Below are 12,875 nucleotides of genomic sequence, written 5' to 3'. Positions count from 1 at the left end.
GTGTGCTGCCGGGCTACTGACATCGTCCTGTCAGTAGCCTGAGCTGAGCGCGCGAATATTCGAGGGCAAAAAAACGCGGCGGACGGGGCATGTGCCCGCCGCCGCGTTGTTCTGATGCGTGCCTGAACAGAAGGAGGCTAGCTCTGGCTCTGGCCTTCAGCCGTGTCACCTGGGTTGGCTGCCGGCCGCTGGCGCACGCTGCCGGCGATCAGGTCGAAGCGGAACAGACGGCATTCGAGCGCGCCGTTGAAGAGCGGCGTTTTGGTCGATTCACGCAGGCGCATCTGGCCGGGCAGCTTGCGGTCCGACGTCAGGACGAACGCGTGCCAGCCGGTGAAGCGTTGCTTGAGCGCGTCGCCGAACGACTTGAAGAATTCGCTGTCCGGCGCATCGGTGTGGACGCGTTTGAAGCCTTCGTCTTCGCGGCTTTCGCGGCCGGTTTCGCGCACTTCGCCGCGCGGGCCGCGCCCACGCACCTCGATACGCTCGCCGTACGGCGGATTCGCGACGAGGATGCCCGGCGTGCCAGCTGGCGGCGTCATGCCACGCGCGTCGACCTGCTTGAGCGGTACGTTAAGGCCAGCACGCTCGAAGTTGGCGTGCGCCTTGTCGAGCATGTCGCCGGAAATGTCGCTGCCGAAAATCTGCAGATCGGCACGCGAGCCGCGCGCGGCGCGTTTGGCGTCGACGGCAGCGACTTTCAGCGTCTGCCACGCGTTGACGTCGTACTGCTTCAGACGTTCGAAGCCAAACCGGCGCTCGACGCCCGGCGCGATATTCAGCGCGACCTGCGCCGCCTCGGCGAGGAACGTGCCGCTGCCGCACATCGGATCATAGAGCGGCGTGCCAGCGGTCCAGCCCGTCAGGCGCAGGATGCCGGCCGCGAGGTTTTCGCGCAGGGGAGCGGCGCCCTTGTCGAGCCGCCAGCCACGCTTGAAAAGCGGATCGCCGGACGTGTCGAGATACAGCGTGCAGTCGGTTGCGGTGAGGAACGCGAACACGCGCACGTCGGGCTCGGCCGTATCGATGCTCGGGCGCGCGCCGCTCTTTTCGCGCAGACGGTCGCAGATCGCGTCCTTGATGCGCAGCGTCGCGAATTCGAGGCTGCGCAGCGGCGACTTGATCGCCGTGACGTCGACGCGCAGTGTTTCGTTCGCGGAGAACCACTGTTCCCAGCGCTGTTCGAGCGCGAGCGCGTAGATGTCCTGCTCGCTGCGATACGGGCGATGGGCGATCTTCAGCAGCACGCGGCTGGCGATCCGCGAATGCAGGTTGGCGGCCATGCCGGCGGGCCATCCTCCGCGGAAGTGCACGCCACCCGGGACCTGCGCGCCGGGCGCGAACGGCGCGCCGTTCAGATGGCGCTCGCCGATCTCGGCAAGTTCGGACGCGAGCGCGGCTTCAAGGCCGCGTGGGCAGGGGACGAAAAAATCGAAGGACATTGAGGTTGCCGGAAGGCCTGGAGGGAAGCCCGTATTGTACGCGGTCGGCGGGCGCATTCAGGGCCATGGTGCCGCCCATGCCGGCAAGGCCGGCCGCACGATCGGCGTGATCGGCGCGGCCCGTTCAGCGCGGGGCCACCGGCGGCAATGCGCGCGACGGCGCCATGCCATGCCGGACGGATGGCATGGCGGGCGCTTCCTGCATTCGGCCGCCGGCCACACCGCGCGCGCCGGCGGCACGTCATGCCTGACGCTTCCGCCAACCGCCCGGATCAGCTAGCTCAGGCAGCCGGTGTGACCGGTGACATCGGCGCCGGACACGGCACCTTGATCGCGCCCGCGCCGGTCGCCATGCTTGACGACGCGCCCTTCGCGGGCGTTGCCGCCCGCGTCTGCGGCGCGGCGGCGAGTGCCTGCACGCCAGCGGCGATTTCCGTCGAGATTTCCTGCACCGCGCGACGATGACCTTCCGCCAGTGCGTCGTAGCCGGTCGCGACCGGCTCGCTCACGACGCTGCGGCAGGTCAGCACCGCCTGCGTGCGCACCACGCGCACGCTCCAGACGGCGTCGATGAGCGCATGCGAGCCCGGCCACGACTCGAAGCGCTGCACGTTCACGCTCACGCGATAAACCGGTGCGCCGTCCGGATACGGCGTGCCGTAGACGTCGATCGCGCCGAGCCGGGCGGTGAGGTCCGACGACAGTGCGCGGCGGATCTCGTCGCCCGGCAGGGACGCCCAGCGTTCCTGTTCGAGCACCTGAACCTGCGTCGGGCCCGTCTGCACCACCAGCTGGGTTTTCGCGACCTGCGGCGGCACGTCGACGGGCGGCACCTCAATCAGCATCGACGAATTGCCGGCAGGACGTGTGGACGCTGTCGTGTCGGTGGCATTGAGGGTGTAGAAGCGGCTCACTGGCGACGCGCAGCCCGCAAGCGCCAGCACCCCGGCGGCCACGGCCACCGTCGTGACGGAGGGAAGGCCGGTGCGGTCAACAGCACCGGCAACCGCACGAAACCCTGCGCGGACAGCAGCACGGCTAGCGGCGCGCGCCGGATGAAACAGCCGGGCGAACATCATGGTTTATCTCCTTGTTTGCCGCGCAGCAACGATTCCGGATGACGTTCGAGGTAGTCCGACAGCGCGTTCAGCGATTGCAGCGTGCGCGTCAGTTCCTGCAGCGCCTGGTGCACGTCCGATTGCAGTGGCGAATCCTGCTGCAAGGTGGCTTCCGCCGAGCCGAACGTCTGCTTCGCGGCGGCCAGCGTGTCGCGTGCCTCCGGCACGACTTCGGTGTCGAGCCGCTTGAACAGCTGGTCGGCGTTCTTCAGTGCGGCGTTCAGGTTGTTGCCGATCTGGTCGAACGGCACCGCATCCAGCTTCTTCGCGATATCCGCGACCTGGATCTGCAGTTCGTCGAGCGAGTTCGGGATCGTCGGCAGTTCCATCGGATCCTGATTGATGTCGATTTTCGCGGGCGGCGCTTTCGGGAAGATGTCGAGCGCGATGTACAGCTGGTTCGTGATCAGGTTGCCCGTACGCAACTGGCCACGCAGACCGTGCTTGACGAGCCGCTCCAGCAACTCGTGGCCCGCGGCGCTACCCGGTTCGGGCACCGGGCCGCGCGCGCGTCGCGAGAGACGTCCCGGATAGATGTTGATCGTTACCGGCATCTTGAAGTTGCGCGCCTTCGGATCGTAGTCGATGCCGATGGCCGTGACCTCGCCGAGCACGATGCCCCGGAAGTCGATTGGCGCGCCCACCGCCAGCCCGCGCAGCGACTGGTTGAAGTTCATCACCACGCGCAGCGGTTCGCCGTCCGGATCGCGCATCGCATCGGCCTGGTCGGAGCCAAGGCGGAACGTCATGTTGTTTGGCGCCTGCGGACCGGGCGGTTGCCCCGGCGGCCCCTGGAACGCAAGACCGCCGACGATCAACGTCGCAAGCGACTGGGTGTTCAGCTTGAAGCCGCTCGAATCGAGCCGGACGTCGACGCCGCTCGCGTGCCACCACCTTGTATTGGTGCCGACGTACTGGTCGAACGGCGCGCTCACGAACACCTGCATCGTGACACCGGTGCCGTCCTTGTCGAGCGAAAAGCCCACGACCTGGCCCACCTGCACACGCCGGTAGTAGATCGGCGAGCCGATGTCGATCGAGCCGAGCGACTCACCGCGCAACGTGAACTGATGGCCTTTCTGGTCGCCGGTAATCGGCGGTGGGGTCTCCAGCCCGACGAAGTCTTTCTGCGTGTCTTCCGTGCGTCCGGGGTCGACGCCGATGAACGCGCCGGACAGCAGTGTGCTCAATCCGGACACGCCGCTCGCGCCCACGCGCGGCTTCACGACCCAGAAGCGCGTGCCTTTCACAGCGAAATCCTCGGCTTCCTTGGTGAGCTGCACCTCGACGCTCACGTGCGAGAGGTTTTTCGCGAGCTTGATGGTCTTCACGGAGCCGACATCGACGTCCTTGTACTTGACCTTCGTCTTGCCCGGCTCGAGCCCTTCCGCGCTCACGAAGCTGATCGTGATGGTCGGCCCCCTGCCGGAGACCGACTTGACGACCAGCGCGACGCCGATCAGCGCCGCGACCAGCGGAACCACCCAGACGAGCGACGGAAGCCAGCTGCGGCGCGGCGGCTCGATATCGGGATCCGGCAGATCGGGCGGCGGATTCGGTCCTTGTGGGCTATTCATGGTTTGATCCCTGTGGTTTTTCTGTCTTTGCGCTCATCGACGTAATCCCAGGTGAGGCGCGGATCGAACTGCATCGAGGCCAGCATCGTGAGGATCACCACGGAGCCGAACGCGAGTGCGCCCGGGCCGGCGGTAATCACCGCGAGTGATTTGAAACGGACCAGCGCGACCGTCAGCGTCACGACGAACACGTCGAGCATCGACCAGCGGCCGATCCGCTCGACGAGCCGGTAGAGCTTCGTGCGCTGGTCGGGCCGCCACTTCGAGCGGCGCTGCGCGGTAATGGTCAGCAGCGCGAGCACGCTCAGCTTGAGCATCGGCACCAGGATGCTGGCAATGAACACGATGACGGCAAGCGGCCAGTCGCCCGAGGTCCAGAAGTAGACCACGCCGCTCATGATCGTGTCGTCCTCGGCGCCGACCAGCGATGCCGTATGCATGACGGGCAGCAGGTTCGCCGGAATATAGAGCAGCGCGGCCGAGATGAGCAGCGCCCACACGCGCATCAGGCTGTCCGGGGTGCGGCGGTGCAGTGTCGCGCCGCAGCGCCCGCACTGCTGACCGTGCGCCAGGCGTTGCCACGGCTCGACCCGCCCGCATGCATGGCAACTGACGAAACCCGCGCGTTTTGCTGTGATGTATTTCATCCCGCTTTCATCCCTGATGGGGTGCAGGTGGCTGGCCGGCGGCCCGCGTCGCCCTGAGGCGCCGGATGCGCCGCAGACGCTCCCGGGGCAGGGTATCGGCGATATCCCACAACGTGCGCGGATCGAACGTGACGACGACCGCGAACATCAGCGTCAGCGCGCCGAAGGCGAAGAGCGCGGCGTCTGGAATCACGCGCGCGAGGCTGATCATCTTCACGATGGTGATCAGCACGCCGAGCATGAACACCTCGATCATGCCCCACGGTCGCACGAACTGGATCGCGCGCAGCACGCGGTTAAAGAGCGGCGGCACGTAGCCCGCGCGCACCGGCACGAGCACATAGAGAAGGGCGAGGAGTTCGGTGAGCGGGAAGAGCGTCGTCGAGCAGAAGACCATCACCGCGACGATCTGCATGTCCTCGTTCCACAACGCGACGATCGCGCCGAACAGCGTGGTCTGCGACGTGATTCCGCTGGTTTCGAGTTCAACGATCGGGAACGCCTGTGCGATGAGGAACGTGACGATCGCGGCCAGCGTCATGGCGACGACGTTGTCGATGCGCGACGACGCGCTCCGGTAGAGCGTTGCCTTGCAGCGCGGGCACCGCGCCAGCGAGCGGCGGTCGAGCCGCGGCTTGTGGAACAGCGCGTCGCACTCGTGGCACGCGATCAGGTGGTCATGTTCCATGTAGGAGCGAAGACAGACGACGTGGACAGGAACCCGCGGTACAAACCAGTACAACCTTTTGCCAGCGTTCACGAAGACGGCGACCCGGAGAGCAGCGCCGCAGGGCGCTTTCGCCTGTGAGTTGCGCCCATGTTACCAAACACCCTGACCGCAGGATTCCAAAAATTGTTGCACCCACACGTCTGGGGCTGGTGGTCCGCACGCTTCGGACACTTTCGGGCCCCAAATCGTTCCACTCGCGCGACGCACTGTTGCACGGGCGCGTGCAGCCAGCTTTACGGGCTTGCGGTAGCATGGCGGCCTTGGCGTCGACATACGCATGCAAGTTACTCCGGTCCCATGCAGGATGGTTGCTGTCCGGGCCCGCATCGGTTGCATCCGCGGCGGCTGGAATAAGTGCTTGCGCGACCCGTTAACCCTGTTTACGTCAGCGATCCGTCATGGCATTTCATTCTTCCGCTGCGGCACCCAGCACGCCCGATCATTACACCCGGACCGCGATTGCGTTTCACTGGCTGATCGCGCTGCTGATCGTCTGTGGATTCTCGCTCGGTTGGGTGATGACCGACATCCCGGGTTTCACGCCCGCCAAGCTGCGCTATTTCTCGTGGCACAAGTGGATCGGCGTGACCGTGTTCGCGCTCGCCGTGCTGCGCATCCTGTGGCGCGCGACGCATGTGGCGCCCGCACTGCCGGACGGCATGGTCGCCTGGCAGCGGCTCGCCGCGCAGCTCGTGCACGTGCTGCTGTACGTGCTGATGATCGCGATTCCGGCGTCGGGCTATCTGTACAGCTCGGCGTCGAATATCCCGGTCGTGTATCTCGGTCTCGTGCGCCTGCCGTTGCTGATCGCGCCGGACCCGCATCTGAAAGCCATCCTCAAGGTCGTTCACGTGACGCTTAATTACGGCCTGCTCACGCTCGTCGTCCTGCACGTCGTCGGGGCGCTCAAGCATCAGCTGGTGGATCGCGACGGCCTGCTGTCGCGCATGATCCCTTTCCTCAAATAGGACACATATGAAGGTTTCATTGCATCGCACCTTGCTGACGGCTTTCACGGCCGTGGCGCTCACTGTCGCGGGCAGCGCGCTCGCCCAGGTCGACGTCTCGAAGAGCACCGTCACGGCGACGTCGAAGCAGATGAACGTGCCGGTCGAAGGCAAGTTCGGCAAGTTCACCGCGCAGATCGCGTTCGATCCGGCAAAACCGGCGGCCGGCACGGCACAGCTTTCCATCGATACCGCCAGCTACGACCTCGGCGACGAAAGCTACAACGACGAGGTGCGCGGCAAGGAATGGTTCGACTCGAAGACTTACCCGGCGGCGACTTTCGTTTCGAGCGCGATTGCCCCGGCCGGCGGCAACCAGTTCAAGGTGACCGGCAAGCTCACGATCAAGGGCAAGTCGCAGACGGTCACGGTGCCGGTCACCGTCGTGCAGCAGGGCGCGACGCAGACCTTCGACGGCTCGCTGCCCATCAGGCGCTTGCAGTTCGACGTCGGCACGGGTGAATGGAAAGATACGTCGGTCGTGGCTGACGACGTGGTCATCAAGTTTCATATCGTTGCAGCACACAAGTAATCATTGTTTGCCGTTCTCGCTGTTCTCACACCGCCTCCGTGTGCGGCGTATCTGGATACCTGAAGGAGCATGAATTGAAGAAACATCTGCTGATCGCCGCTCTGGCATCGACCCTCTCGATTGGCGCGTTCGCCGCCGATACCTATCAACTCGACCCCACGCACACGTATCCGAGCTTCGAGGCTGACCACTTCGGCGGCCTGTCGGTGTGGCGCGGCAAGTTCACGAAGAGCACGGGCACGGTCACGCTCGACCGCGCGGCGAAGACCGGCACGGTCGACGTCACGGTCGATCCGGCTTCGGTGAGCACCGGTAACCCGAAGCTCGACGAGCACCTGAAGTCCGATGCCTTCTTCGACGTCGCGAAGTTTCCGGCGGCGACGTACAAAGGCACTGAGATCAAATTTGACGGCGACAAGCCTGTCGAAGTGATCGGCACGCTGACGATGCATGGCGTGACGAAGCCGGTGAACCTGACGATCGAATCGTTCAAGTGCATGCAGCATCCGGTGCTCAAGCGCGAAGTGTGCGGCGTGGAAGCCAGCACGACGTTCGATCGCGCCGACTTCGGCATGGACTTCGGCAAGAAGTATGGCTTCAGCATGCAGACGAAGCTGCATATCCAGTCTGAAGGCATCAAGCAGTAACGGTTTCCCGGGCATCCGCGCGGGATGGTGAGACATGAACCCGCACTGAACCCAACTGGCAGGACCCTGCACCCCACTGGCGGATGACGCCAGTGGGGTGTTTTGCTTCAGGCGTGATGTCCGGGTGCTGCATCTGGTGCTCGCGCGAAGTTAATTTTTCAGGTACATAGTGCGCTACCGCCCAACTGGTTGTGCGCGCATCCAGGCGGGCGACGACACGATTCGCGCGCACGGGAGATCTGAATGAATGCAACGACGGCCACAAGCGCCGCAGCGGCACGGCACAGTTCGTGGCGCATCGTAGTCGCCGCGTCGATCGGCAATGCGCTGGAATGGTTCGACCTCGTCGTCTACGGGTTTTTCGCGGTCACCATCTCGAAGCTGTTTTTCCCCGCGGGTAACGACACCGTTTCGTTGCTGGTCACGCTTGGCACGTTCGGCGTCTCTTTCTTCATGCGCCCGCTCGGCGCGATCGTGCTCGGCGCGTACGCCGACCGGGCAGGGCGCAAGGCGGCCCTGACGCTTTCGATCCTGCTGATGATGGCGGGCACGCTCATCATCGCGGTCCTTCCAGTATACGGGACGATCGGTCTTGCCGCGCCGGTGATCCTGGTGCTCGCGCGGTTGATGCAGGGCTTTTCCGCCGGCGGCGAGTTCGGCAGCGCGACGGCGTTTCTCGCCGAACACGTGCCGGGCCGGCGGGGCTTCTTCGCGAGCTGGCAGATCGCGAGCCAGGGGCTGACCACGCTGCTCGCGGCGCTCTTCGGCGTCGTGCTGACGGGCAAGCTCTCGCCGGAGCAGATGATGTCGTGGGGATGGCGTGTGCCGTTCGTCTTCGGGCTGCTGATCGGGCCGGTCGCGTGGTACATCCGCACGCGCCTCGACGAGACGCCGGAATTCCTCGCCGCCGAAACCACCACCACCCCGCTGCGCGATACCTTCGCGAGCCACAAGCTGCGCCTCGTGATCGCGATGGGCCTCGTGGTGCTCGGCACGGTATCGACGTATCTCGTGCTGTTCATGCCGACCTACGGCGTGAAGCAACTGGGGCTGTCGCCTTCGGTGTCGTTCGCGGCGATCCTGCTCGTCGGCGCGATCCAGCTCGTGTTCTCGCCGGTCGTGGGGCATCTGTCCGACCGCCACGGACGAACCGGCATCATGCTGGCGTCAGCCGTGTTGCTGCTGGTGCTGATCTATCCGGCGTTCGCGTATCTCGTCGCGCATCCGACGTTCGAAACGCTCATCGCGATCCAGATCGTCTTCGCGTTTCTGATGACCGGTTACTTCGGCGCGCTGCCGGGGTTGCTCTCGGAGATCTTTCCGGTGGCGACGCGCACGACCGGCATGTCGCTCGCATATAACATCGCGGTGACGGTTTTTGGCGGCTTCGGCCCGTTCATCATCGCGTGGCTGATCAGCGCGACCGGGACCAAAACCGCGCCGAGCTTCTACATGATGTTCGCGGCGGTGATCAGTCTTGTCGCGTTGATCGCGGCGCGCCGCAAGCTCGGGTTCAAATGATGTGGTTGCCGCGCAGACGGCAGACGGTTGCGCGGTAAACGACAAAGGCCGGTTCGAAAGAACCGGCCTTTGTCATATGCACCTGCGTTGTCGCGAAGGGTAATACTTAAACCTGCGCGCCTGCGTTCGGATCGTCCGGGTCGTGACGTTCCTTCCTGTCCTTGATCAGATCTTCACGCTTCACGCCGAGCCACATCGCCAGCGCCGCGGCGACGAATACCGACGAGTAGATACCGAACAGGATACCGACCGTCAGCGCCAGCGCGAAATAGTGCAGCGTCGGGCCGCCGAACAGGAACATCGACAGCACCATCATCTGCGTGCAGCCGTGCGTGATGATCGTGCGCGACATCGTGCTGGTGATCGCGTGGTTGATGACTTCGATGACCGTCATCTTGCGTTCGCGGCGGAACGTCTCGCGGATCCGGTCGAAAATAACGACCGATTCGTTCACCGAGTAACCGAGCACCGCGAGCACGGCGGCGAGCACTGACAGCGAGAACTCCCACTGGAAGAACGCGAAGAAGCCGAGAATGATCACCACGTCGTGCAGGTTGGCGATCACGCCGGCGACGGCGTACTTCCATTCGAACCGGAACGACAGATAGATCACGATACCGGCGACCACGCATGCAAGTGCAAGCAGGCCATCGGTAGCGAGCTCCTTGCCGACCTGCGGACCGACAAACTCGACGCGCTGCAACTGCACCTTCGCGTTATCGGTCTTCAGCGCGCCCATCACCTGGTCGCTCTGCTGCGCGGACGTGAAACCCGACTTCAGCGGCAGGCGGATCAGCACGTCGCGCGAAGTGCCGAAGTTCTGCACCTGCGCGTCGGCGTAACCGAGCTTGCCGAGCGTGTCGCGCAACGGTTCGAGCGGCACGGCCTGCGGATACTGCACTTCGATCACCGTTCCGCCGGTGAACTCCACCGACAGATGCAGCCCGCGATGCGCAAGGAAAAACACGGCGGCAATAAACGTCAGCAGCGAGATCGCGTTGAAAATCAACGCGCGCTGCATGAGCGGAAGGTCTTTGCGGATGCGGAAAAATTCCATGGTCTCTTTCTCCGGGACTCAGCGGGATGAACCCGGTTTCCGGGGCGCGGTGCCCGGATCGTTACGACGGCGGACAACCGGCTTGCCGGTGCGCGGCGCGGCGTTCGCCGCACTGGCTTTCGCGGCCTTGCGTGCGCCGGCGGCAGCGACGGCTTGCGCCGTGTCGGTGGCGGCATCGTCGTGGCCGAGGAACGCCGCGTCGCCTTCGACGGGTGCCGGGCGCCATACCTGACCGATCGCCAGCGATTTCAGCTTCTTCTTGCCGCCGTACCAGAAGTTCACGATACCGCGCGAGAAGAACACCGCCGAGAACATCGACGTCATGATGCCGATACAGTGCACGACCGCGAAGCCGCGCACCGGACCCGAACCGAACGCGAGCAGCGCGAGACCCGCGATCAGCGTGGTCACGTTCGAGTCGAGAATCGTCGCCCATGCGTGCTCATAGCCGTTCTGGATGGCCAGTTGCGGCGGCGCGCCGTGGCGCAGTTCTTCACGCACGCGTTCGTTGATCAGCACGTTCGCGTCGATCGCCATACCGAGCGCGAGCGCGATAGCGGCGATACCCGGCAACGTCAGCGTGGCCTGCAGCATCGAGAGAATCGAGATCAGCAGCAACAGGTTCACCGACAGGCCGATCATCGAGATCAGGCCGAACAGCATGTAGTACGCGATCATGAAGACGGCGATCGCCGCGAAACCCCACACTACCGAGTGGAAGCCCTTCTTGATGTTGTCGGCGCCGAGGCTCGGGCCGATCGTGCGTTCCTCGATGATGTCCATCGGCGCCGCCAGCGAGCCGGCGCGCAGCAGCAGCGCCAGATCCGCCGCGGCTTGCGGCGTCGGCTGGCCGGTGATCTGGAAGCGGTCGCCCAGTTCCGACTGGATCGTCGCGACCGTCAGCACTTCGCCCTTGCCCTTCTCGAACAGCACCATCGCCATCGGCTTGCCGATGTTGTCGCGCGATACCGATGCCACGGCGCGGCCGCCGCGACTGTCGAGGCGGATGTTCACCGACGGACGCTGATGCTCGTCGAAGCCCGACGACGCATCGATAATCCGGTCGCCCGTGAAGATGATCTGCTTTCTCAGCAGCACCGGTGTCTGCGCGCCCTGCGTGAAGAGTTCATCGCCCGGGGGCACCGGATCGTTCGGGTTCGGATGCGTGTTCACCGGGTCGGCCAGACGCGCTTCGAGTGTCGCCGTGCGGCCGATGATGTCCTTCGCCTTGGCCGTGTCCTGCACGCCCGGCAGTTCGACCACGATGCGGTCGGTGCCTTGCTGCTGGATCACCGGTTCGGCGACGCCCAGTTCATTCACGCGGTTATGCAGCGTGGTGATGTTCTGCTTGAGCGCCGAGTCTTCGACCGTCTTCTGCACGGCGGGCGTGAAGGTGCCGACCACCAGGACACCGCCCGCCGGATCCGGCTGCGTGGTCCACTGGAGTTCGTTGATGCCCGTGGCAAGTTGCTTGCGCGCGGTTTCGGCGACGTCCGCATCGGCGAAATTGACGACGACCGTCTGGTTCACGCGGTTCACGCCGCCATCGCGGATGTTCTTGTCGCGCAGCAGGGTGCGGGCGTCGGACGCGTCGGAGTCGAGCTTCTTGTTCAGCGCGCCGGCCATGTCGACCTGCAGCAGGAAGTGCACACCGCCGCGCAGATCGAGACCGAGGTACATCGGCAGCGCGTGCAGCGCGGTCAGCCAGCTGGGCGACGCGCTTTGCAGGTTCAGCGCGACGATGAACTGCGGATCGGTGGGATCGGCGTTCAGCGACTTCTGCAGCAGGTCCTTCACGCGCAGCTGCGTGTCGGTGTCCGTCAGACGCACGCGGATGTTCGCGTTGGTCGCCGAATTGTCGAACGTGACGGCGGACGGTTTGATCTGATCGGAAGCGAGTGCGGATTCGACCTGCGCGAGCGTGGTCGAATCGAGCTTGACCGTGGCTTTGCCGCTCAACACCTGGACCGCCGGCGCTTCACCGAAGAAGTTGGGCAACGTGTACACGAGGCCGATGACGAGCGCCACCAGCATCACGACATATTTCCAGAGGGGGTAACGATTCATGGGGATGGCCCAACGGGAAGGTTGGCCTGGAAGCCCGGTCCGATTTCCTGGCTTTCAGGCGATGCGTCCGGCGATGAGCGCGGGAACCGTGGCGTGAGCCATGTGCGGTTCCGGCGAGGCCGCGCCGGACGCGAAGAGCAGGCCTTACAGCGACTTGAGCGTGCCTTTCGGGAGAATCTGCGTCACCGAGGCTTTCTGCACGGTGATTTCAGTGCCCTCAGAAATTTCGACGCCAACGTAAGCATCGCTCACCCTGGTGATCTTGCCCACGATGCCGCCATTCGTGACGACTTCATCGCCCTTGGCCATTGCGGCGAGCATGTTGCGGTGGTCCTTCTGGCGCTTCATTTGCGGACGGATCATGATGAAATACAGCACAGCGAACATCAGGATCAGGGGCAGGAAGCTCATCAGGCTCGATTCTGCGCCACCGGTGCCTTGCGCGAAGGCATTGGAAATGAACGACACGTTGGTCTCTCCGTTATAACGATCAAAAAATGCAGCCGGTTATTCTACCACCTGCTATAAGC

General features: G+C 64.5%; 12 protein-coding genes. 4 read left to right on the top strand and 8 right to left on the bottom strand.

The window, feature by feature from the left end; all coding sequences use genetic code 11:
- Positions 1-137 precede the first annotated feature (137 nt).
- The 5 genes from LPA34_RS03790 to LPA34_RS03770 all read right to left on the bottom strand — a co-directional run bounded on the left by LPA34_RS03790 (position 138) and on the right by LPA34_RS03770 (position 5,472).
- Complete coding sequence (locus tag LPA34_RS03790; RefSeq protein WP_228975090.1) at positions 138-1,442, bottom strand: THUMP domain-containing class I SAM-dependent RNA methyltransferase; 1,305 nt, start codon at positions 1,440-1,442, stop codon at positions 138-140.
- A 281-nt stretch (positions 1,443-1,723) separates the two neighbouring features.
- Complete coding sequence (locus LPA34_RS03785) at positions 1,724-2,521, bottom strand: PqiC family protein (protein ID WP_228975088.1); 798 nt, start codon at positions 2,519-2,521, stop codon at positions 1,724-1,726.
- On the bottom strand, positions 2,518-4,137 hold the full coding sequence (locus LPA34_RS03780) for a PqiB family protein (RefSeq protein WP_228975086.1): 1,620 nt from the start codon (positions 4,135-4,137) through the stop codon (positions 2,518-2,520). The genes LPA34_RS03785 and LPA34_RS03780 overlap by 4 nt, the downstream gene beginning before the upstream one ends.
- Positions 4,134-4,784 carry a paraquat-inducible protein A gene (locus tag LPA34_RS03775; RefSeq protein ID WP_228975083.1) on the bottom strand — a complete coding sequence of 217 codons (651 nt, stop codon included), beginning with the start codon at positions 4,782-4,784 and terminating at the stop codon, positions 4,134-4,136. Before LPA34_RS03775 ends, LPA34_RS03780 begins: the two co-directional genes overlap by 4 nt.
- A 7-nt stretch (positions 4,785-4,791) precedes the next feature.
- Positions 4,792-5,472 carry a paraquat-inducible protein A gene (locus LPA34_RS03770; RefSeq protein ID WP_228975081.1) on the bottom strand — a complete coding sequence of 227 codons (681 nt, stop codon included), beginning with the start codon at positions 5,470-5,472 and terminating at the stop codon, positions 4,792-4,794.
- A gap of 440 nt (positions 5,473-5,912) precedes the next feature.
- Here LPA34_RS03770 and LPA34_RS03765 point away from each other — a divergent pair, with 440 nt between their 5' ends.
- From LPA34_RS03765 to LPA34_RS03750, 4 genes are all read left to right on the top strand, one after another.
- On the top strand, positions 5,913-6,482 hold the full coding sequence (locus LPA34_RS03765; RefSeq protein ID WP_228975079.1) for a cytochrome b: 570 nt from the start codon (positions 5,913-5,915) through the stop codon (positions 6,480-6,482).
- Between the two features lie 7 nt (positions 6,483-6,489).
- A complete protein-coding gene (locus LPA34_RS03760) occupies positions 6,490-7,053 on the top strand; it encodes a YceI family protein (RefSeq protein ID WP_228975076.1) in 564 nt (187 codons plus the stop codon).
- 86 nt (positions 7,054-7,139) lie between these two features.
- Positions 7,140-7,700 carry a YceI family protein gene (locus tag LPA34_RS03755; protein WP_228975316.1) on the top strand — a complete coding sequence of 187 codons (561 nt, stop codon included), beginning with the start codon at positions 7,140-7,142 and terminating at the stop codon, positions 7,698-7,700.
- A 243-nt stretch (positions 7,701-7,943) separates the two neighbouring features.
- Positions 7,944-9,221, top strand: coding sequence for an MFS transporter (locus LPA34_RS03750; RefSeq protein WP_228975074.1), 1,278 nt, complete (start codon positions 7,944-7,946; stop codon positions 9,219-9,221).
- Positions 9,222-9,327: 106 nt separating this feature from the next.
- Here the strand turns inward: LPA34_RS03750 and secF are convergent, their stop codons facing one another.
- The 3 genes from secF to yajC form a co-directional block, all read right to left on the bottom strand.
- The gene (secF, locus tag LPA34_RS03745) at positions 9,328-10,278 is read right to left on the bottom strand and encodes a protein translocase subunit SecF (RefSeq protein WP_228975072.1); all 951 of its coding nucleotides are present in this window, start codon (positions 10,276-10,278) and stop codon (positions 9,328-9,330) included.
- A gap of 18 nt (positions 10,279-10,296) precedes the next feature.
- Positions 10,297-12,345 (bottom strand): protein translocase subunit SecD, encoded by a 2,049-nt coding sequence (secD, locus tag LPA34_RS03740; RefSeq protein WP_228975070.1) that lies wholly within the window; start codon positions 12,343-12,345, stop codon positions 10,297-10,299.
- A 144-nt stretch (positions 12,346-12,489) separates the two neighbouring features.
- Positions 12,490-12,813: a preprotein translocase subunit YajC gene (gene yajC / locus LPA34_RS03735; RefSeq protein WP_228975067.1), complete on the bottom strand. Its 324-nt coding sequence runs from the start codon at positions 12,811-12,813 to the stop codon at positions 12,490-12,492.
- Positions 12,814-12,875 lie beyond the last annotated feature (62 nt).

It is taken from the genome of Paraburkholderia gardini (genome assembly GCF_907164575.1).
GTDB lineage: Bacteria > Pseudomonadota > Gammaproteobacteria > Burkholderiales > Burkholderiaceae > Paraburkholderia > Paraburkholderia gardini.
Note: the sequence above shows the minus strand (reverse complement) of the source record. Positions and strands in the feature narration are given on the sequence as shown.

Excerpts from the sequence above, each read along its gene's own strand:
- LPA34_RS03790 (WP_228975090.1), bottom strand. The coding sequence starts at position 1,442 with ATGTCCTTCGATTTTTTCGTCCCCTGCCCACGCGGCCTTGAAGCCGCG.
- LPA34_RS03785 (WP_228975088.1), bottom strand. The coding sequence starts at position 2,521 with ATGATGTTCGCCCGGCTGTTTCATCCGGCGCGCGCCGCTAGCCGTGCT.
- LPA34_RS03780 (WP_228975086.1), bottom strand. The coding sequence starts at position 4,137 with ATGAATAGCCCACAAGGACCGAATCCGCCGCCCGATCTGCCGGATCCC.
- LPA34_RS03775 (WP_228975083.1), bottom strand. The coding sequence starts at position 4,784 with ATGAAATACATCACAGCAAAACGCGCGGGTTTCGTCAGTTGCCATGCA.
- LPA34_RS03770 (WP_228975081.1), bottom strand. The coding sequence starts at position 5,472 with ATGGAACATGACCACCTGATCGCGTGCCACGAGTGCGACGCGCTGTTC.
- LPA34_RS03765 (WP_228975079.1), top strand. The coding sequence starts at position 5,913 with ATGGCATTTCATTCTTCCGCTGCGGCACCCAGCACGCCCGATCATTAC.
- LPA34_RS03760 (WP_228975076.1), top strand. The coding sequence starts at position 6,490 with ATGAAGGTTTCATTGCATCGCACCTTGCTGACGGCTTTCACGGCCGTG.
- LPA34_RS03750 (WP_228975074.1), top strand. The coding sequence starts at position 7,944 with ATGAATGCAACGACGGCCACAAGCGCCGCAGCGGCACGGCACAGTTCG.
- secF (WP_228975072.1), bottom strand. The coding sequence starts at position 10,278 with ATGGAATTTTTCCGCATCCGCAAAGACCTTCCGCTCATGCAGCGCGCG.
- secD (WP_228975070.1), bottom strand. The coding sequence starts at position 12,345 with ATGAATCGTTACCCCCTCTGGAAATATGTCGTGATGCTGGTGGCGCTC.